Source organism: Streptomyces roseochromogenus subsp. oscitans DS 12.976 (genome assembly GCF_000497445.1).
In the GTDB taxonomy this organism is placed as follows: domain Bacteria; phylum Actinomycetota; class Actinomycetes; order Streptomycetales; family Streptomycetaceae; genus Streptomyces; species Streptomyces oscitans.
The window spans coordinates 3,741,111-3,762,779 of record NZ_CM002285.1; the positions used below are offsets into that span (position 1 = coordinate 3,741,111).

Sequence of the window (21,669 nt, forward strand, 5' to 3'; positions counted from 1 at the left end):
TTCCGGGTCCAGCGGTACATAGGCGGCACCGGTCTTCAGCACCGCCAGCACCGCGACGGCCAGGTCCGCCGAGCGCGGCAGCAGCAGGGCCACATGGCGCTCGGGTCCGGCTCCGTGCTCGCGCAGCAGCCGGGCCAGGCGGTTGGAGCGCGCGTCCAGCTCCCGGTAGCTCAGCCGCTCGGTACCACAGGTCACCGCCGTGGCGTCCGGCGTGCGGGCGGCCTGGGCCGCGAACCGGGCGGCGAGCGTGCCGTCCCCGGGCAGCGGCTGCGGGACGGGCATGAGCGCGCCGCGCTCGCTGTCGTCGAGCAGGTCGAGGTCACCGATCGGGCACCGCGGGTCGGCCGCGACACCCTCCAGCAGCCGGACGAAACGCCGGGCGATCGCCTGTGCCGTGGCGGGGTCGAACAGGTCCGTGCGGTACTCGACGACGCCGTCGAGTCCGGCAGGTTCGCCCTCGTCGTCCCGCGACTCCTGGACGTGCACGGTCAGGTCGAAGCGGGCGACCTCGACCGGCACCTCGGCGGCGGCGATCTCCAGTCCGGGCATGCGCAGTTCGGCACCGGGTGTGTTCTGCAGGGCCAGCATCACCTGGAACAGCGGCTGCCGGGAGCGCGACCGCTCGGGGTTGAGCACCTCGACCAGCCGCTCGAAGGGCACGTCCTGGTGGGCGTAGGCGGCCAGGTCGGTCTCCCGGACCCGGTCGAGGAGCGTGGCGAAGTCCGGGTCGCCGGAGGTGTCGGTGCGCAGCACCAGCGTGTTGACGAAGAACCCGACCAGATCGTCCAGGGCCACGTCGGTGCGGCCGGCGACGGGGGCACCGACCGGGACGTCGGTGCCGGCTCCGAGCCGGGTCAGCAGCGCCGCCAGGCCCGCGTGCAGGGCCATGAACACCGTTGCCTGGCGGTCCCGGGCCAGCTCGGTGAGCCGGCGGTGGGTGCCGGCGCCGACGGAGAACGCGATGCGGGCACCCCGGTGGTCCGGCACCGGCGGCCGGGGACGGTCCAGCGGCAGCGGCAGTTCCTCGGGCACGCCCGCGAGCGTCCGGCGCCAGAAGGCGACCTGGCGGGCGGCCGCGCTGTGTTCGTCGGACTCGTCGCCGAGCAGCTCGCGCTGCCACAGCGTGTAGTCGGCGTACTGCACGGGCAGCGGCGCCCAGTCGGGGTCCCGGCCCTCGCGCCGGGCCGCGTAGGCGGCGGCCAGGTCGCGGGCCAGCGGCGCGAGCGACCAGCCGTCGCCCGCCACGTGGTGCAGCAGCAGGAGCAGCACGTGCTCCTCCCGGCCGAGCCGGAACAGTGTGGCACGCAGCGGCGGTTCAGTGCTCAGGTCGAAGGCGTGTCCGGCGGCTCGGGCCAGGTCCTCGGCGAGCCGGGACTCGCTGCTGTCCGCGGTCTCGAAGGGTGCGGGACCGGCGACGAGGATCCGCTGGCGGGGGGATCCGCCGTCCTCGGCGAACACGGTGCGCAGGGTCTCATGCCGGGCCACCACGTCGGTGAGCGCGGCGGACAGCGCGGCGGTGTCCAGCCGGCCGCGCAGCCGCAGCGCGAGCGGGAAGTTGTAGACGGCGCTGGAGCCGTCGAGCCGGGCCAGGAACCACAGGCGCTGCTGGGCGAAGGAGAGCGGCACGACGTCCGGACGGGGGTACGGGGCGAGCCGGGGCCGGTCGCCGGCGGCACTCTCGATCAGCCGGGCCAGCTCCGCGACGGTCGGCGCCTCGAACAGGTGCCGTACCTCGATGTCGACGTCGAACACCTCCCGGATCCGGCTGATGAGCCTGACCGCGAGCAGCGAATGACCGCCGAGGGCGAAGAAGGCGTCGTCGACGCCGACCCGTGGCAGCCCCAGGACCTCGGCGAACAGACCGCACAGCAGTTCCTCGCGCGGGGTGCGCGGGGACCGTCCGCCGCCCTGCGTCAGATACTCGGGGGCGGGCAGGGCCGCACGATCGAGCTTGCCGTTCGGCGTCAGCGGGAAGGCGTCGAGGGGAACGATGGCCGCCGGGACCAGATGCGCCGGCAGCTTGTCCCGCAGATGGCCGGCGAGCCGCACCACCAGCGCCCCGGCGTCGGCGAAGCGGGCCGGGTCGTTGGCCAACGGCTCCCGTGCCGGTCCGGGCTCGTACAGCTCCCCGCAGCGCAGGGGCCGTGCGGGATCGGTGAACAGCACGTCCAGGTCACCGTCGGTGCCGTGCCCGGACCAGGTCGACTCGGCGCTCAGGCCCAGCCGGCCGGCGAGGGCGGCGAACTCCTCCGGGTGCGGTGCGCCACCGGCGTCCACCGGCCCCGGTGCCGTACCCGCGACATGGCCGTCCGCGGCCAGCGACCGGGCCGCGGACGTCGCGTCACCGGCGGCGAGCAGATCGCGGGCGGTGTTCTCGGCGGCGAGTCGTGCGTTGGGCACCGAGGTGACCCGGACCCGGGTGGTCCCGGCCCGCCCGAGGGCGGCGGCCAGGCCGTCGAGGTCGCGCACGTCGTGCCCCCAGAGCAGCCGGACCGGGGCCTCGTCCGGACCGGCCGGGGCGACGGACAGGGTGCTCAGGACCACGTCGTAGCGGTGGGCGGTCAGTTCGTCGCGCTGGGCGCCCCGCTTGAGCCACACGTCGGCGTGCCTGAACGCGGGCAGGGCCGCCGGGAGCGCGGCGAAGTAGTCGGGGTCGACGAGGAGTTCCTCCTCGGCGCGTACGCCGGAGTCGATCCGGCGGCGCAGCTCGGCCGCGTCCGCGCGGCCGCCGCGCAGGAGTTCCACCGCGGTGCGCAGCGTGGGCAGCGTCCGCACGTTGCGCACATCGCCGAGGAACACGGCACCGCCGGGCCGGAGCAGCCGGGCGAGCGCGCGCAGGACGTCCTGGAGGTAGCCCGCGTCGGGGAAGTACTGGACGACGGAGTTGAGCACGATCGTGTCGAAGTACCCCTCGGGCAGCCCCGTCACGTCGTGGGCGGGCTGGGCGCGCAGGGTGACCCGGTCGGCCAGCGGCTGGCCGGCGAGCCGTTCACGCAGCCTCTCCACGGCCGACTCGGACAGGTCGGTGCCCCAGTATTCGGCGCACTGGGGGGCGACCTTCGCAAGGATCAGTCCGGAGCCGACGCCGATCTCCAGGACCCGCTCGGGCGCCAGGCCGAGGATGCGGTCGACGGCGTCGGCGCGCCACTGCCGCATGTGCTCCAGGGGGATCGGCGCACCGTCGTAGGTGCTGTTCCAGCCCGCGAAGTCCTCGCCGAGGGCGGCGTCACCGTCCGTGCCGTACTGCGCCTCGAAGGCGGCGTGCCACTGGTCGACCTGGCGGGTTCCGGCGGCGGGGTCGGCCGCCGCGTCGGCGTGGTCCTCGACCACGTAGGCGACGAGCCGGTCCCCGTCGGCGACGACGACCGCGCCGGCCACCGAGGGGTGCTCGGTGAGCGCGGCCTCGACCTCGCCCGGCTCGACACGGAAGCCGCGCACCTTGATCTGGTGGTCGACACGCCCGGCGAACTCCAGGGTGCCGTCGGCGCGGCGGCGCGCCAGGTCGCCGGTGCGGTACATCCGGGAGCCGGGTGCGCCGAAGGGGTCGGCGACGAACCGTTCGGCGGTCAGCGCGGGCCGGTTCAGATAGCCGCGCGCGAGTCCGGCGCCGGCGAGGTACAGCTCGCCGACGACTCCGTGCGGGACGGGCCGCAGATATGCGTCGAGCACGTACACCCGTGCGTTGACCACCGGTGTGCCCAGCGGCGGCACGCCGGCGCCGGACAGCGGGGCGCTCGTGGTGGCGCACACGGTCGTCTCGGTGGGCCCGTAGGCGTTGATCATGCGGTGCCCGGCGGACCAGCGTGCGGTCAGGTCCGGCGGGCAGGCCTCGCCGGCGACGACGAGGGTGACGCCGGGCAGCGCGTCCTCGGGCAGCACCGCGAGCGCGGACGGGGGCAGCGTGACGTGGGTGACACCGTGCTCGGCCACGACGGAGGCGAGGGCGACGCCCGGGAGCAGCCGGTCGGCCGGCGCCAGCACCAGGGTGGCGCCGGAGAGCAGGCCCATGCAGATCTCCCAGAAGGCCGCGTCGAAGCTGGGCGAGGCGAACTGCAGGACCCGGCTTCCGGGCCCCACGCCGAGCCGTTCACGCTGGGTGGCCAGCAGGCTGTGCACGCCCCGGTGCGAGGCGACGACGCCCTTGGGCCGGCCGGTCGAGCCGGAGGTGTAGATGAGGTACGCGGGCGAGTCCGGGTGCGGGCGCACTCCGGGGTCGGTCCCGGGCAGCCCGGTGAGGTCGGGCAACTCGTCGAGCACACAGGCCGGCCGGGCGTCGTCGAGCATGTACGCGATGCGTTCGGCCGGGTAGTCGGGATCGACGGGCAGATAGGCGGCTCCGGCCTTCCAGATGCCGAGCACGGCGGTCACCAGCTCGGGCGAGCGCTTCATGCGCACGGCGACGACGGACTCGGCACCGACCCCGGCCGCGCGCAGCCAGTGGGCCAGCCGGTCGGCCCGCTCGGCCAGTTCGCCGTAGCGGACGACCCGGTCCTCGTGGACGAGGGCGACGGCGTCGGGATCCTGACCGGCCGCCCGGGTGAACAGGGTGACCGTGTCCATCGGTTCGAGGTCGCGACGGCTGTCGTTGTAGCCGTCGAGCAACTGGTGCCGCTCCGCCGGGCCGACGAGTTCCAGCCCGCTCAGCGGGGTGCCGGGTGCGGTGGCGACGGCGTCGAGGAGCCGGACCAGACGGGCGACGACCGACTCCACGGTGGCCGCCTCGAACAGGTCGGTGCTGTATTCGACGACGCCCGTGATGCCGTTCGGCTCCCGGTCGCCGTCGCGCAGCTCCCGCAGGGCGAACGAGAGATCGAACTTGGCGACTCCGGCGCCCGGCGCGACCACCTCGGCGCGCACACCGGGCAGACCGATCACGGAGCGCTCCATGTTCTGCAGCGCGAGCAGCACCTGGAACATCGGCTGCCGGGCCAGCGACCGCTCGGGGTTGAGCACCTCGACCAGCCGCTCGAAGGGCACGTCCTGGTGGGCGTAGGCGGCCAGGTCGGTCTCCCGGACCCGGTCGAGGAGCGTGGCGAAGTCCGGGTCGCCGGAGGTGTCGGTGCGCAGCACCAGCGTGTTGACGAAGAACCCGACCAGGTCCTCCAGGGCCTCGTCGGTGCGGCCGGCGATCGGGCTGCCCATGGGGATGTCGGTGCCGGCTCCGAGCCGGGTCAGCAGCGCCGCCAGGCCCGCCTGGAGCACCATGAACAGGCTCACGCCGTGCTCGGCGGCCAGTGCGGCGAGCCGCCGGTGCAGGCCGGCGCCGATCTCGACGGGCACCTCGGCGCCCTGGAAGCTCAAGCGCTCGGGGCGGGGCCGGTCGGCGGGCAGCGGGATCTGCTCCGGCAGGCCGTCGAGCGCCTCGCGCCAGAAGGCGAGCTGCCGGCTGATCAGGCTGTCGTCGTCGGACTCGGCGCCGAGCAGCTCGCGCTGCCACAGCGTGTAGTCGGCGTACTGCACGGGCAGCGGCGCCCAGTCGGGGTCCCGGCCCTCGCGCCGGGCCGCGTAGGCGGCGGCCAGGTCGCGCTCCAGCGGCCGGATCGACCAGCCGTCGCCCGCCACGTGGTGCAGCAGGAACAGCAGCAGGTGGTCGTCGGGGCCGAGGGTGAACAGGGTGGGCCGCAACGGCGGTTCGGTGTCGAGGTCGAAGGCGTGCCGTACGGCGGCCTCGACGGCCGCGTCGAGATCCTCCGGAGCGAGGCGCACCTCGGGCAGCTCCGGCCGGTACGGCGGGAGGATCCGCTGGTACGGCTCCCCCGTGGTCTCGGGCAGCACCGTGCGCAGCACTTCGTGCCGGGCGATCACATCGGCGAGCGCGGCCCGCAGCGCGGGCACGTCCAGCTCCCCGGTGAGGCGCAGGCCACGGACGATGTTGTAGGTGGGGCTCGGGCCCTCCAGACGGTGCAGGAACCACAGCCGGCTCTGCGCGTACGACAGCGGGATCCGGTCGGGGCGGGTGCGGGGGCCGAGCGGCGTCCGCTCGGTGCCGGTGTCCCCGATCCGGGCGGCGAGCGCGGCCACGGTCGGTGCCTCGAACAGGTCACGCACGCCGAGTTCCGCGCCGAGCTGCGAGCGGATCCGGCTCACCAGCCGGGTGGCGAGCAGGGAGTGACCGCCGAGGTCGAAGAAGTCCGCGTCGATGCCGACCTCACCGACTCCGAGGACGGCGGAGAACAGGGCGCACAGCCGGGCCTCGGTATCGGTGCGCGGGGCGCGCAGGGCGCCCTCGGGCCGGCCGGGCTCGGGCAGGGCTCGCCGGTCCACCTTGCCGTTGGTGGTCAGGGGCAGCTCGTCGAGGAGAACGAACGCCGAGGGCACCATGTACGCGGGCAGCAACCGGGCGGTGTGCTCGCGCAGGGCGGTCACGTCGACGCCCGCACGGTCCGGCACGACATAGGCGACCAGCCTGCCGTCCCGCACCACGACCGCGGCCCGGCCCACCCGGGCGTGACGGCCGAGACACGCCTCGACCTCGCCGGGCTCGATCCGGTGGCCGCGGACCTTGATCTGGTCGTCGGCTCGGCCGAGGAAGTACAGCGCGCCGTCGGCCCGGCGGCGGGCCAGGTCGCCGGTGCGGTACATCCGGGAGCCGGGCGGGCCGAACGGGTCGGCGACGAACCGCTCGGCCGTGGCCCTGGGCATGCCGAGGTAGCCGCGGGCCAGACCGGTGCCCGCCAGATACAGCTCGCCGACGGCGCCGACCGGGACGGGCCGCAGGGCGCCGTCGAGGACGTAGGCGCGCATGTTGTCGAGCGGGGTGCCGATCGGCAGCGGAGTCTCCACCGGCCGGGTGCCGTCCACCGCGTGGGCGGTGGCGCCGAGCGTGGTCTCGGTCGGGCCGTACAGATGGCGCAGCTGTGTGCCGGGGCACAGCTTGCGGACGCGTTCCAGGGCGGTGGTGGACACCAGGTCGCCGCCCGTCCAGATCTCGCGGACGCCGGCGAAGGCGTCCGGCTGCTCCTCGGCGAGCAGGGCGAACAGGCCGGCGGTCACCATGAAGCAGGTGATGCGCTGCTCGGTGAGGATCCGGCGGTAGGTGTGCGCGTCGAGGTCGCCCGGGGGCGCGACGACCAGCCGGGCGCCGGTGAGCAGCGGCATCCACAGCTCGTACGTGGAGATGTCGAAGGCGTACTGCGAGTGCAGCAGCACCCGTTCGCCGGGGCCGGAGCGCCAGCGGCGGTCGAGGGCGAGGCCGAGGACGTCGTCGTGGGTGATGCCGATGGCCTTGGGCGTTCCGGTCGAGCCCGAGGTGTACATGATGTACGCCAGCGCGTCCGGCCGCAGCGGCACGTCCGGGGCGTCGTCCGGCATCCCGGAGGCGTCGTCGACCCGCAGGACGGTGGCGTGGTGCGCGAACTCGGGGGTGGTGTCGTCGGCGAACAGGACGGCCGCGCAGGTCTCCTTGAGCGTCAGCTGGAGGCGCTCCACGGGGTGCCCGGTGTGCAGGGGGACATAGGTGCCGCCCGCCTTCAGGACGGCGAGGGTCGCCACGACCTGTTCGACCGAGCGTTCCACGCACACGGCGACGGCGGTCTCGGGTCCGACGCCCGCGCCGAGCAGGCGGTGTGCGAGCCGGTTGGCCCAGGCGTCGAGTTCGGCGTACGTCAGCTCCCGCTCGCCGTCGCCGACGGCCACGGCACCGGGTGTCGCCTGCGCCGTCTGCGCGAACCGCCGCACCACGGTGTCCGCCCCGGGCCGGGCCACGACGGTGTCGTTGACCGTCTCGGTCAGGTGCCGGCGCTCCTCGGGCGACAGGAGGTCCAGCTCCGCCACCGGGCGGTCCAGCCCGTCGGCCGCGGCCCGCAGCAGCCGCAGCAGGCGGGCGCCGAGCGCCTCCGCCTCCTCGGCGGTGAACAGGTCGGGCCGGCAGTCGAGCCTCAGGTGCAGGCTCTCGCGCGGGATCGCGGCGAGCGTCACCGCGTAGTGCGAGGCGTCCCGGCTGCTCAGGCCCAGCATGCGCAGTCCGTCGACCGCGGGCAGCAGGCCCCGGTCGACGGGGTAGTTCTCGAAGACCAGGGCGGTGTCGAACAGCTGCGGGACACCGATGGCGCCCTGCACCTCGGCGAGCCCGATGTGCTGGTGCTCGATGAGGTCGGCCTGCCGGGCCTGCACCTCGGCGCCGAGCTCGGCGAGAGTGGCGGTGGGCCGCAGGCGCACCCGCAACGGCAGTGTGTTGATGAACAGACCGACCATCTCGTCGACGCCCGGCAGGTCGGCGGGCCGGCCGGAGACGGTGGCGCCGAACACCACGTCGTCACGGCCGGTCAGCGCGCCGAGCAGCACGCCCCAGGCGCACTGGACGACCGTGTTGAGGGTGAGGCCGTGCTCCCGTGCGCGGTCCCGCAGCCGTGCGGTGACATCGGCGGGCAGCTCCAGGGCACGGCGCACGGGCCGTACGGGCGTGTCGCCGTCGGCGGCGATCCGGGTCGGCTCGGTGACGCCGTCGAGGGCGGCCCGCCAGGCCCGCAGCGCGGCGTCGCGGTCGCGGCGCGCGAGCCAGGCCAGGTAGGTGCGGTAGGGCCGCACGGCGGGCAGGGCGCGGTCGTCGCCGTGGGTGGCGTAGAGGGCGAACAGCTCGCGCAGCACGAGCGGCAGGGACCAGCCGTCGAAGAGCGCGTGGTGGTGGGTGAGCAGGAACAGGTGGCGGTCGGGCGCCGTGTGCACGAGGGTGGCGCGCAGCAGCGGGGGCCGGGCCAGGTCGAAGCGTCGGGCGTGGTCCTCGGCGAGCAGTCGCTCCAGCCGGGACGCTCGCTCGTCCTCGGGCAGGGCGGTGAGGTCCACGACCGACCAGGGCACGTCCACCGTGCGCGGGATCACCTGCACGGGTTGCTCGACGTCCTGGTGCCAGAACCCGGCGCGCAGGTTGGGATGGCGCGCCAGCAGGGCGCGCAGCGCCGCCTGCAGGGCGTCGGCGTCCAGCTCGCCCTCGGCCTCGACGGCGAGCTGGACGTTGTAGACGTCGGCTCCGCGGTCGTCGTAGAGCGCGTGGAAGAGCAAGCCCTCCTGCAGCGGCGTCAGGGGCAGGATGTCGGCCAGCCCGGACGTCATCGTGCGTTCCTCCATGCGGATTCGAGGCGGTCGATGTCCGCCTGGCTCAGTGAGATCAAGGACAGGTCGTCCTCGGTGAGGCCGCCGGCGTCCGCCGTCGGCGCGTGGTCGGCGAGCGCCTCAAGCGCGGCGAACCAGAGGCCGGCCAGCCGGTCGACGGACTCCTCGTCCAGCAGCCCGGCCGGCCAGGACCAGGTCGCGGTCAGCTCGGGCCCGTCGCCGTGGTCACGGGTGAGGGCGTTGAGTTCGAGGACGTGCGGCGCGGGCATGGCGTCGTCGGCACCGCCGCCGTAGGCACCGGCCTCCGGGACCAGCTCCCAGTCCCGCGCCCCGACGGGCGCCGGGAAGCGGCCCAGGTAGTTGAAGGCCAGCTGGGGTCGGCGGGCGTCCAGGCCGAGGAAGCCGAACCCGGCTCCCTGGTCGGGCCTGGCGCGCAGGGCCTCCTTGACCCGGCGCACCGCCTCGGCCGCCGCCGTCCCGTCCCAGGAGTCCACCCTCGGGTCCAGCCGTACCGGGGCGATGGAGGTGAACCAGCCGACGGTACGGGTCAGGTCGGCGCCCTCGATCAGGTCCTCCCGGCCGTGCCCCTCCAGGTCGGCCAGCACCGCCCCGGGCCCCCGCCAGCGGGTCACGGCCAGGGCGAACGCGGTGAGCAGGATGTCGTTGACGGTGCCGTTGAAGGCGGCCGGTACGTCGCCGAGCAGCGGCCGGACCAGCTCGGGGCCCAGCGAGCGGACGAGCCGCCGCAGGGTGCCCTGAGTGTCCCGGCGGGGATCGAGCGGGCGGGTGGCGAGCTGCGGGTCCTCGGTGGCGAGGATCTCGCGCCACACGGGGAGTTCCGCACTCCGGTCGGCCTTCTCGGTGAGCAGCGCCCAGCGGCGCAGCGAGGTGCCGACGGGTGCGAGGGGCTCGCCACGCCAGGCCGCCGCGAGGTCCGGCAGCAGGATCCGCCAGGACACGCCGTCGACGGCAAGGTGGTGCACGGCCAGCAGCAGGCGGCGGTCCTCGGGGAACCACACGGCGTGCAGCATCCTTCCGGCGTACGGGTCGAGCCGGTCGCCCAGTGCGGCCCGTTCGGCGGCGAGGTCCTTCTCGGCACGGCGCACCAGCGGCTCGGGGTGGGCGTCGGGCAGGACCTCCCAGCTCCAGTCGCCGTCGGCGGGGTCGAGCCGCAGCCGGAGCGCGTCGTGGTGTGCCACCAGCGTGCGCAGGGCGGCCTCCAGCCGCTGAAGGTCCGCGTCGGCGGGCACCTGGATGAGCGCGGACTGGTGGAAGCCCCGCACCGGGCCGCCCAGGTCGCGCAGCCAGCGCACGATGGGCGTGAGCGGCAGCGGGCCGTGCGCGGCGACCACGTCGCCGCCCGACGGGCCGTCGGCGGCCGTGGCGGTGCGGGCCAGGTCGGCGAGGACCGGGGTGCGGAAGACGTCGCGCGGGGTGAACTCCAGTCCGGCCGCGCGGGCCCGGCCGACCAGTTGGATCGCCGAGATGCTGTCCCCGCCGAGCGTGAAGAACCCGGCGTCCGCGGGCACCTCGGGCACCCCCAGCACATCCGCGACGAGCCGGCACAGCAGCCGCTCGCGCTCGGTGCGCGGGGCGCGTCCGGCGCCCGGGACGGTGTAGGAGGGCGCGGGCAGCGCGCGGCGGTCGAGCTTGCCGCTGGCGTTGAGCGGAATCCGCTCCAGCTCCACGAACGCGGCCGGCACCATGTACTCCGGCAGCCGTTCGGCGAGCGCGTCCCGCAGCGCCGCGGCGTCGAAGGGGTGACCCTGTACGGGCACCACGTAGGCGACGATCCGCTTGTCGCCCGGCCTGTCCTCCCGGACGACGGCCACCGCGCGGCCGACGCCGGACAGCGTGGCCAGGAAGGCCTCGATCTCGCCCAGTTCGATGCGGAAGCCGCGGATCTTGACCTGGTCGTCGACCCGGCCGAGGAACTCGATCGCGCCGTCGGCGTTCCACCGCACCAGGTCGCCGGTGCGGTACATGCGGGAGCCGGCGGGCCCGTGGACGTCGGCCACGAACCGTTCCGCGGTCAGCGCGGGCCGGTCCAGGTAGCCGCGCGCCAGCCCCGCGCCGCCGAGGTACAGCTCGCCGGGTACGCCCACGGGGACGGGCTGGAGGCGGGCGTCGAGCACATGGGCCCGGGTACCGGCGAGCGGGCGGCCGATGGGCACGGTGTCCCGTCCGACGGCCGCCGGCCCGCTCAGCGGGAAGCAGGTGGCAAAGGTGGTGGTCTCGGTCGGGCCGTAGACATGGACGACGGTCAGGCCCGGGCAGCGCTCCAGCACCCGGCGCATGGCCTCGGGCGAGACGAAGTCGCCGCCCGTCCACACCTCGCCGACCGCGGCGAACGCGTCCGGGCACTGCTCGGCCATCAGGTTGAACAGAGCCGTGGTCAGGAACAGGCCGGTGATCCGCTCGCCCAGGACGATCCGGCGCAGCTCGGTGACATCGAGCTCACCCGCCGGGGCGACGACGACCTCGCCGCCGCTCAGCAGCGGCACCCAGAGCTCGTAGGTGGAGGCGTCGAACGCGTGCGGCGAGCGCAGCAGCACGCGCCGGTGTGCTCCCCCGCGCCACACCTCGTCCCCGGCCAGTTCGAGGATGTCCCGGTGGGTCACGGCGACACCCTTGGGGGTGCCGGTGGAGCCCGAGGTGTACATCACGTAGGCCAGTTGGTCGGGGTGCGCCGTCCCGTCGCAACGGTCCTCGCAGGCGTCGGCGGTGTCGGCGCGCAGCACCGGGACGCCGAGCTCCACGGCCGTCGGGTGGGTGCTCTCGTCGGTGAGGACGAGGGTGGCGCCCGCGTCCCGCACGACCAGTCGCATCCGGGCGACCGGGTGGGTCTCGTGCAGCGGCACGTAGGCGGCACCGGCCTTGAGCACCGCGAGCGTGGCGACGACGAGATCGGTGGAGCGGCGCATGGCCAGGGCCACCGTCGTCTCGGGGCCGGCGCCCTGCCGGGCGAGGGCCTGGGCAAGGCCGTCGGAGCGGGCGTCGAGGTCCCGGTAGGTGAGCGTGCGGCCGTTCTCGCGCACCGCCACCGCGTCGGGTGTGCGGGCGGCTTGCGCGCGGAAGCGGCTCACCACCGTCTCGCCGGGACCCGGGACGGCGGCGGGGCGGCTGCCCCACTGCTCCAGCAGGCGCGTCCGCTCGGCCGCGTCGAGGATCTCCAGGGAGCCGATCGGTCGCCCGGGCTCCGCGACGGCCGCTTCGAGCAGCCGCACCCAGCGGGCCGCGAGAGCGGCGACCGTCTCCCGGTCGTACAGGTCGGCGCTGTACTCGACGTGCCCCTCGATCCCGTCCGGGCCGTCCTGCAGGCCGAAGGACAGGTCGAACTTGGCGGTGCCGTTGTGCACGTGCTCGGTGGTGACGTCCAGTCCGGTGAGCCGGTGCTCGGCCGTGGGGACGTTGTTCAGCATCAGCACGACCTGGAACAGCGGCTGCCGGGACAGGGTCCGCTCCGGGTTGAGTTCCTCGACCAGCCGCTCGAAGGGAATGCCGGAGTTCGCGTACGCGTCGAGGTCGGCCCGGCGGACCCGGTCGAGCAGGTCGGCGAACGTCAGGTCGCCCGACACGTCGGTGCGCAGCACCACGGTGTCCACGAAGTTGCCGACGAGCCCCGCCAGCGCGTCGTCCGTCCGCCCGGCGAGCGGCGAGCCGATCACGATGTCCTCGCCCGCTCCGAGCCGCGAGAACAGTGCGGCCAGACCGGCGTGCAGCACCATGAACAGCGAGGCGTGACGGGCCGCGCCGAGCGCGGACAGCCGCTCGCGCAGCCCGGCCGGGAAGCGCAGCGGCACCTGACCGCCGCGGTGACCGGTGACGGCCGGCCGTGGCCGGTCGGTGGGCAGTTCGAGGTACGGCACCCCGTCCAGTGCCGCACGCCAGTACGCGAGGAGTGCGGGTTCCTCGGTCCGCAGGGCCTCCCGCTGCCACAGGGTGTAGTCGGCGTACTGCACGGGAAGCGGCGCCCAGTCCGGGGCCCGGCCCTCGCGCCGGGCCGCGTAGGCGGCGGAGAGGTCGGCCGCGAACGGTGCCAGCGACCAGCCGTCACCGGCGATGTGATGGATGACGACCAGCAGCAGGTGGTCCTCGGGACCGGCCTCGAACAGCGTGGTGCGTACCGGTGTCTCGGTGCGGAGGTCGAAGGCGTGCGCGGCCGCCGCGGCGACCGCCTCCGCGGAGTGCGGCACGGTGCGCAGTTCCGGCACCCGGTCGGCGATCTCCTGGTGCGGGGTGCCGCCGGTCGCCGGGAAGACGGTACGCAGGCTCTCGTGCCGGCGCGCCACGTCGGTCAGGGCCGCCGCCAGCGCCGCCCGGTCGAGCGGGCCGCGCAGGCGCAGTGCCAGCGGGATGTTGTAGGCGGGGTGGGGTCCGTCGAGCTCGCCGAGCGCCCACAGCCTGCGCTGCGCGAACGACAGCGGAAGCCGCTCCGGGCGCTCGCCCCGGGTGCGTGCCGTGAGGGCCGGCCGAACGGGCCGGGCTCCGTCGGCGGGACGGTCCTCGGCGGGGTTGCCGAGGCACTGGGCGAGGGCCGCGACACCGGGGGTCTCGAACAGGGCCTGCACCGGGATCCCGGTGCCCGTCTCCTCCTCGATCCGGCGAGCCAGCCGGACGGCCAGCAAGGAGTGCCCTCCGAGGGCGAAGAAGTCGTCGTCCGGACCAACCTCGGGCAGCCCGAGCACCTCGGCGAACAGCGAGCACAGCAGGGCCTCTTGCGGGGAGCCCGGGGCGCGGGCCGCCTGCGGCGCGTCGGGTGCGGGCAGCGCCGCCCGGTCGAGCTTGCCGTTGACGGTCAGCGGCAGCGCGGGCAGCACGACCACGGCGGCGGGCACCATGTAGCCGGGCAGGGTGCCCGCGAGTTCCTCACGGACCCTTGCCGGGTCCACCCCGTCCGGACCGCCGGGTACGGCGTACGCCACGATGCGCCGGTCCGCCTCCTCGCCCACGGTGTCGGGGCCGTCCTCGCGGACGATCACGGCCGCGTCGGCCACCTCGGGCAGCCGGAGCAACGCGGCCTCGATCTCGCCGAGTTCGATACGGAATCCGCGGATCTTGACCTGCCGGTCCGCCCGCCCCAGGTACTCCAGCGTGCCGTCGGGCCGCCACCGGGCCCGGTCGCCGCTGCGGTACATGCGGGAGCCGTCGTCGGCGAACGGATCGGCGACGAACCGGGTGGCCGTCAGTTGCGGCCGGCCCAGGTAGCCGCGGGCCAGCCCGGCGCCGGAGACGTACACCTCGCCGGCGACGCCCGGCGGCACCGGAGACAGCCACTCGTCGAGCACGTAGACGGCGAGGTCGTCCAGCGGCACACCGATCGGGCTGCCCAGCCCGGCCCGTGTGCCGGCCGTCACGGTGCCGTACGTGACATGCACGGTGGTCTCGGTGATCCCGTACATGTTGACCAGTTCGGGCCCGTCGGGATGCCGTGCGAACCAGTCCGCGAGCCGCGCCACGTCGAGCGCCTCACCGCCGAACACCACGTACCGCAGGGCGAGTTCGCCCTCGGCCTCGGCGTCGGCCCGGGACAGCGGATAGAAGGCCGACGGCGTCTGGTTCAGCACGGTGACGCCCCGCTCGGCGAGCAGGCGCCGGAAATCCCGCGGCGAGCGGGCGGTCTCCTGCGGGACGACCACCAGGGTGCCGCCGTACAGCAGGGCACCCCACAGCTCCCACACGGAGAAGTCGAAGGCGTACGAGTGGAACAGCGTCCACACGTCGTCGGGTCCGAACGCGAACTGCCGCCGGGCCACGTCGAAGAGCCGCAGCACATTGGCGTGGGTGACCTCGACGCCCTTGGGGGTGCCGGTGGAACCGGAGGTGTAGATGACGTACGCCCGGTTCCCGGGCCGGACCGCCACGCTCGGTGCGGTGTCCGCGGTGTCCGCGGTGTTCCCGGTGTTCCCGGCGCAGGCGCCGATACGCACCACGGGGACCGGTCCGTCGGCTTCGGTCCAGGTGTCGGTGTCGGTCAGGAGCAGGCCGGCCCCGGCGTCGGCCAGCGTGGCGGTGATCCGCCGGGCCGGCGAGGCGGGGTCGATCGGCAGATAGGCGGCCCCCGACTTCAGCACGCCCAGCAGCGCGGCCACCAGGTCGGCCGATCTCGGCAGCAGGACGCCGACCAGCGACTCCGGCCCGGCACCGCGCTCGCGCAGCACCTGCGCGACCCGGTCGGCCCGGCGGTCGAGTTCCGCGTAGGTCAGGGCGGTGTCGCCGTGGACGACGGCGGTGGCGTCCGGGGTACGGCGCACCACCTCGGCGAAGCGTGTGACGAGCGTGGCGGTCACGATCGGCCCTCCAGCTCACGCAGCCGGTCCGCGACCCGTGTGCCGACCTGGGCCAGCGGCTCGGGCTGGGTCATGGTCTCGTGCCGGGTCTCCACGTCACGCACCTCGACGGACCCGCTCAGATACGACAGCCACACCTCGTCCGGGGCGGTCTTGGGCGTGCCGTCCTTGGCCAGCGTCGGCCGGAAGAAGAGGGTGTTGCCCTCGAACGGCCGGGGCTTGTGCTCAGCCATGATCCGCACGCTGTTCTTGTAGATCTCGATGAGCGCCAGCAGGTTGTACTCGCCGAACAGCGCGAAGGGGCTGTTGCCCGTGCGCAGCGTCTCCGCCACGAACGCGGCCTCCAGCGGCTTGCCCGGCTCCAGCTTGCTCATGTCGTAGCCCGTCGAGGCCACGGCGGCGGCGAAGAACTCCTGCTCGCTGGGGATGCGGTGGTTGGTGATGTCGTCCTCGGAGGGGTAGTCGGCCATGACGGTGAGCAGGCCGACCTCGTCCCCGGCCTCGGCGAGCTGCGTCGCCATGGCGTGGGCGACGATCCCGCCGAAGGACCAGCCGAGCAGGTGGTACGGCCCCTCGGGACGGACCGTCTTGATCTGCTCGATGTAGTCGGCGGCCATCTCCTCGATGCTGTCGGGCAGCGGCTCCGGCCGGGCCAGGCTGCGCGGCTGAAGGCCGTAGATCGGGTGGTCGGCGTCGAGGTGCCGCATCAGTCCGGCGAAGATCCAGCTCGGTCCGCCCATGGGGTGCAGGCAGAACAGCGGCGGCCTGGTGCCGGACGCACGGATGGGCAGCAGCACGTCGAACGCGCTCTCCGTGGTGTCGACGCCGAGGGACCGGGTGAGTTCGGCGACCGTGGGGGCGTCGACGAGACTGCGGAACGTCAGTTCGGCGCCGAGGGTCTCCTTGATGCGCACCACCAGCTGATTGGCGAGCAGCGAGTGGCCGCCGAGTTCGAAGAAGTTGTCGTCGATGCCGACCCGGGTCAGCCCGAGCACCTCGGCGAACAGCCCGCACAGGATGTCCTCCTGCGGGGTGCGGTGGCCCCGGCCGCGGACGACGGCGTCGGGCCGTGGCTCGGGCAGGGCCTTGCGGTCCACCTTGCCGTTGGCGGTCAGCGGCAGCGCGTCGAGCACCACGAACGTGCTCGGCACCATGTAGCCGGGCAGCCGCTCCGCGAGGTACCGCCGCAGTTCCACCGGGTCCGCGGTGGTGCCGTCGGCAGGTACCACGTAGGCGACGAGCCGGTGGTCGCCCGCCGCGTCCTCGCGCACGGTGGCCGCCGCCGCGGTGATGCCGGCCCGCCGGCCGAGTGCGGCCTCGACCTCCCCGAGTTCGACCCGGAAGCCGCGGATCTTCACCTGGTCGTCGACCCGCCCGAGGAACTCCAGGTCCCCGTCCGCCCGGTACCGCACCAGGTCACCGGTGCGGTACAGCCGGGAACCGGGCACGCCGAACGGGTCGGCGACGAAGCGCTGCGCGGTCAGGCCGAACTGTCCGAGGTATCCGGCGGCGACGCCGTGGCCGCCGACGTACAGCTCTCCGGGCACCCCGTCCGGGACGGGCCGCAGCCCGGAGTCGAGGACATGCACCTGGGTGTTGCCGATCGGACGGCCGATCGCCGTGCCGTCGCCGGTGACCGGCGCCGTGGTCGACCAGATGGTCGTCTCGGTCGGCCCGTAGAGGTTGACGACCTCCCGTGCGTCGGCCGCGAGCCGGGCCGCCAGCGCGGAGTCGAGCGGTTCCCCGCCGACCAGGACCCGCTTGCCGCGTACCGCCTCCGGGTGCCGCCCGGCCACCTCACGCCACAGCGTCGGCGTGGCCTGCATGACGGTGCTGTCGGCGAGCAGCCCGGCGACCGCGGCCGGGTCGCGGACCTGGTCCGTGCCGGCGAGGACGACGGCCGCCCCGGACACGAGCGGCAGCAGCAGCTCCAGCAGGGCGATGTCGAAGCCGACCGTGGTCACGGCCAGCAGGCGGTCGGCCTCGGTGAGCGGGACGATCCGCCGCATCGCGGCGAGGAAGTTGGCGAGGTTGCCGCGCGAGACACACACACCCTTGGGGCGACCGGTCGAACCCGAGGTGTACAGCACGTACGCGGGCGCCTCGGGCAGATACGGCGCCGGCGCGGCCGCGGCCGGCTCAGGAGCGGTGCCGGCCCGGTCGAGCAGCAGCCGGGGGCAGGTGCCGGGCAGCCGCCCGGCGAGCTCCTCGGTGGTCAGCAGCAGCGCCGGGTCTGCCTCGGCCAGCACCGCGCTCAGCCGCTCGGCGGGAAATTCGGGATCCAGCGGAAGGAACGCGGCGCCGGTGCGGAGCACCGCGAGCAGCGCCGGTACGAGGTCGAGGTCGCGGGGCAGCGCCAGCGCGACCAGCCGGCCCGGTCCGGCGCCCCGCTCGGCCAGCAGACGGGCCAACCGGCCCACGCGGTCCGCGAGTTCGCCGTAGGTCAGCGACCGCTCGCCGTGCACGACGGCGGGCGCGCCGGGGGTGTGCTCGGCCTGCGCGGCGACGAGCGCGACGACATCGGTGCCCGGAGCCTGGAGCGCGGCGTCGTTGCGGGCGGCCAGCGCGGTGAGCTCGGTGGTGTCGAGCAGGTCGACGGAGGCGATCGGGCGCTCCGGCCCCGCGGCGGCGCAGGCACGCAGGAACCGTGTGAAGCGCACCGCATGGCGGGCGACGTCCTCAGCGCTGTACGCGGCGGGGTTGCCGTCGACGTCGATGCGCAGACCGTCCGGCCACACGTGGACGTTGACCGCCAGGTCCTCCACGGGGCCGTTGGACAGGTTGTGCACGGACGCGGGGTGTCCGCCGAAGGTGAGGCTGTGGCCGAACTCCTGGATGTTCAGCACCGGGCCGAAGAACCGGGCGTCCGTGGCCGCGAGACCGAGGTCGCGGCGGAGTTCCTCGCCGCGGTAGCGATGGTGGCGCAGCACCGACAGCAGTTCCCGGCCCAGGCGCGCGGCGGCCTGCGGGACCGGCTCGCCGGGCTGGAGCGTGGCCCGGACCGGCAGCATGTTGGTCACCATGCCGGGCGTGGACCGGGCGAGAGCGCTGCTGCGGCCGTGCACGGGCAGGCTGAGCAGCACATCCTGGCTCGCGGTATGCCGTCCGACGTAGGCGGCGAAGGCTGCGGTGATCAGCCGGACCAGGGTGCTGCCGTGCCGGTCGGCATCCGAGCGCAGCGCGTCCGTCTCCGCCGCGGACAGCTCCACCCCGTGTCGCAGGAACCCGTGCGACACGGGCCGTGCGCTGCCCGCGAGCACGGTCGGGGTGAATCCGCCGGCGAAGTAGCGTGCCCAGGCCGCACGGTCCTCCGCACGCCGCGCCGACTGCTCGTACCGCGCCGACTCCGCCAGCAGCGGACCCACCGGGGACCGCGGCGTGTCCGGGCCGGTCCCGGCCGACGGCTCCGCGTACTCGGCGGCGACCCGACGGGCCATCAGGGAGACACCGTAGGCGTCGAGCAGGACGTGGTGGTACAGGTGCGACCAGAGGTACCGGTCCTCGGCCAACCGCACCAGGGTGAACCGGAACAGCGGGGCCTCGGCCAGGTCGAAGGGCCGGCCGGTCTGCTCGCGCAGCAGGTCCAGCGCGGCGGCGTGCGGATCGGCCTCGGCCGACACATCGACCACCGGCATCGACCACTGAAGGTCCGCCACGGGAATCTGCCGGGGCCCCTCCGGGGTCGCGGCGACCCGGAAGTGCAGTGCCTCGGCCCAGTCCACGGCCCGTCGTACGGCGCGGCAGAACCGTTCGACATCCAGCGGCCCCTGGATGTCGACGTACTCCCCCGCCGTGTACACCGGGCTGTTCTCGTCGAGTTGCTGGGCGAACCACACACCCTCTTGGGCAGCCGAAAGCGGCAGAGATCCATCGGAGGACAACACGCACTCCCAGGGCGTAGACAGCGGGATTCCAGTCCGGCGATCACCCTAGGTAGCGCCGTACGCCGAGACGAACCCCTGATGCCCCCCTGACCTGCGGCGGGCCGAATTCCGGGCCTCCCCCAGGGGCCCGGACGGTCACACTGTGGTGCTCCGGCGATCCCCTAGGGGGGCTTGGGCGGACCGGGGATCTAGGGGGCTTGCCCGGCGCAACGGGCTGGGTTCAGATGGTGGCCGCTCTCCCCCGGTACGGCCGCCACCGGCCACGATGTGCGCTCACGAAGGGCCTTCCGCGATGACCGAACCCGCACCGAAGGTGCACCCCCTGTGCCCGCTGGACCGGCTCGACGCCTATCCGGCCTACGACGAGTTGCGCAGGGACGATCCGGTGCCGCAGATGCAGCTGCCCTTCGGCGAACCGGTGTGGATGGCCACCCGCCACGCCGACGTGCGCGCGTTCCTGCTGGAATCCCGCTTCAGCCGCAAGGCTGCGCTCGGCAAGAACGCACCCGGCTTCAGCCCCGGCGGCTACGCGCACACCATCCCGTTCATGGACGCGCCCGAGCACACCGAGGCCCGCCGCATGGTGGCGCGGGCGCTGACGAAGAAGCGGATCGAGGGCCTGCGCCCCCGCATCGAGTCCATCGCCGAGAACCTGATCGACGCCATGGTGGCCCAAGGCGACTCCGCCGACCTGGTCACGGCGCTGGCCAAGCCGTTCCCGGTGGCCGTGAACTGCGAGATGTACGCGGTGCCCGAGGAGGACCGCGAGCAGTTCCACGCCTGGTCCTCGGCACTGCTGGTCACCGCCGGCCTGGCGCCGCAGGAGTTCATGACGAACTTCATGGGTCTGATGGAGTACACCGCCTCCCTGATCGCGCGGCGCCGCAAGGAACCCGGAGACGACCTGGTCAGCGCCCTGGTCGCACAGTGGGACGCGCAGGACAGGTTCACCGAGGAGGACCTGTGCAAGGCGGTGATCTCGTTGCTGCTGGGCGGTCACGACCCGGTGACCGCGCACATCGCCAACTCCGTCTACGTGCTGCTGAGCCAGCCGGAGAAGTACCGGGAGCTGTGCGAGCGGCCGGAGATCGTGCCGACGGCGGTCGAGGAGCTGCTGCGCTTCATCTCCATCGGCGACATCTTCGGCTTCGGCAGCTACGCCACCGAGGACATCGAGATCGGCGGGCACACGGTCCGCGAGGGCGAGCCCATGCTGGCCCTGCTGGCGTCCGCCAACCGGGACGCCGAGGTCTTCGAGAACCCGGACACCCTCGACCTCACCCGCGAGCACAACCCGCACGTCGCCTTCGGCCACGGCCCGCACTACTGCGCCGGCACCGCGCTCGCCCGCGTCGAGCTGCAGGCCGTCTTCGCGGCCCTGGCCCGGCGGCTGCCGACGCTGCGCCTCGGCGCGGGCGACCCCGCCGAGTGGTGGCACCAGATGGTCACGGTCATCCGCACGCTGCGCACCCTCCCGGTGGAGTGGTGAGCGCGGTGTCCGGCTCGCGGATCAGTGGGCTGGGCGGATACCGGCCCCGGCGCACGGTCACCAACGAGGAGATCGCCGAGCGGGCTCCCGTCACCGTGGAATGGATCGAGACCCGCACCGGCATCCACACGCGAGGGCACGCCGGTGACGGGGAGAGCATCGTCGACATGGGCGAGCACGCCTCCCGCGCCGCGCTGCGCGACGCGGGCGTGACCCCGGACGAGATCGACCTCGTCATCCTGGCCACCCAGACCATGCTGCGGCCGATCCCGTCCGGCGCGCCCGAGCTCGCCGCCCGCCTCGGCTGCACGGGCGCGGGCGCCTACGACCTCAACGCGGCCTGCGCGGGCCTCACCTACGGCATCGCCGTGGCCTCCGACGCGGTGCGGCTCGGCAACGCACGGCACGTCCTCGTCGTCGGTTCGGAGCGGCTGACGGACTGGACCACACCGGATATCTCCGACGTCTACGCGCTGCTGGCCGACGGTGCCGGCGCCGTCGTCGTCTCGTCCTCGGACCGCCTGGACATCGGCCCGGCCGTGTGGGGCTCGGCCGGTGAGCACCGCGAGGCGCTGTGGGTGCCCGAGGACGGCGAGCACATCGCGATGAAGGGCCGCCAGGTCTTCAAGTGGACGCTGGACCACATGCCGACCGCGGCGCGACGAGCGTGCGCGATGGCCGGTGTGGAGCTGTCGGACGTGGCGTGGCTGGTGCTGCACCAGGCCAACCGCCGCATCATCGACGCGATCGCGACCGAGCTGAAGTTCGAACCCGACCAGGTCGCGCGTGACGTGGTGGACAGCGGCAACACCTCGACCGCCTCCATCCCGCTGGCGCTGTGCCGGCTGCGCGAGGAGGGCCGCGTACGTCCCGGCGACCGGGCCCTGTTCCTCGGTTTCGGCGCCGGCCTCACCTACGCCGGACAAGTCGTCACCCTGTATTGAGAGAGCCGGAGGTC

At 74.1% G+C, this 21,669-nt stretch carries 5 protein-coding genes; 2 read left to right on the forward strand and 3 right to left on the reverse strand.

Annotated elements, in window-relative coordinates:
• The 3 genes from M878_RS97510 to M878_RS65915 all read right to left on the reverse strand — a co-directional run.
• Nucleotides 1-9,048 (reverse strand): non-ribosomal peptide synthetase (locus M878_RS97510; protein WP_023547399.1); only part of this gene is annotated, 9,048 nt, incomplete at its 3' end.
• Nucleotides 9,045-15,338, reverse strand: a complete 6,294-nt coding sequence (locus M878_RS65910) for a non-ribosomal peptide synthetase (RefSeq protein ID WP_023547400.1) — start codon at nucleotides 15,336-15,338, stop codon at nucleotides 9,045-9,047. The genes M878_RS97510 and M878_RS65910, both read right to left, overlap by 4 nt.
• On the reverse strand, nucleotides 15,335-19,222 hold the full coding sequence (locus M878_RS65915) for a non-ribosomal peptide synthetase (protein WP_078630301.1): 3,888 nt from the start codon (nucleotides 19,220-19,222) through the stop codon (nucleotides 15,335-15,337). Before M878_RS65915 ends, M878_RS65910 begins: the two co-directional genes overlap by 4 nt.
• 292 nt (nucleotides 19,223-19,514) lie before the next feature.
• Here M878_RS65915 and M878_RS65920 point away from each other — a divergent pair, with 292 nt between their 5' ends.
• Both M878_RS65920 and M878_RS65925 read left to right on the forward strand, forming a co-directional pair.
• Nucleotides 19,515-20,711, forward strand: a complete 1,197-nt coding sequence (locus M878_RS65920) for a cytochrome P450 (protein ID WP_023547402.1) — start codon at nucleotides 19,515-19,517, stop codon at nucleotides 20,709-20,711.
• Nucleotides 20,708-21,655, forward strand: coding sequence for a beta-ketoacyl-ACP synthase 3 (locus M878_RS65925; protein WP_023547403.1), 948 nt, complete (start codon nucleotides 20,708-20,710; stop codon nucleotides 21,653-21,655). Before M878_RS65920 ends, M878_RS65925 begins: the two co-directional genes overlap by 4 nt.
• Nucleotides 21,656-21,669 lie beyond the last annotated feature (14 nt).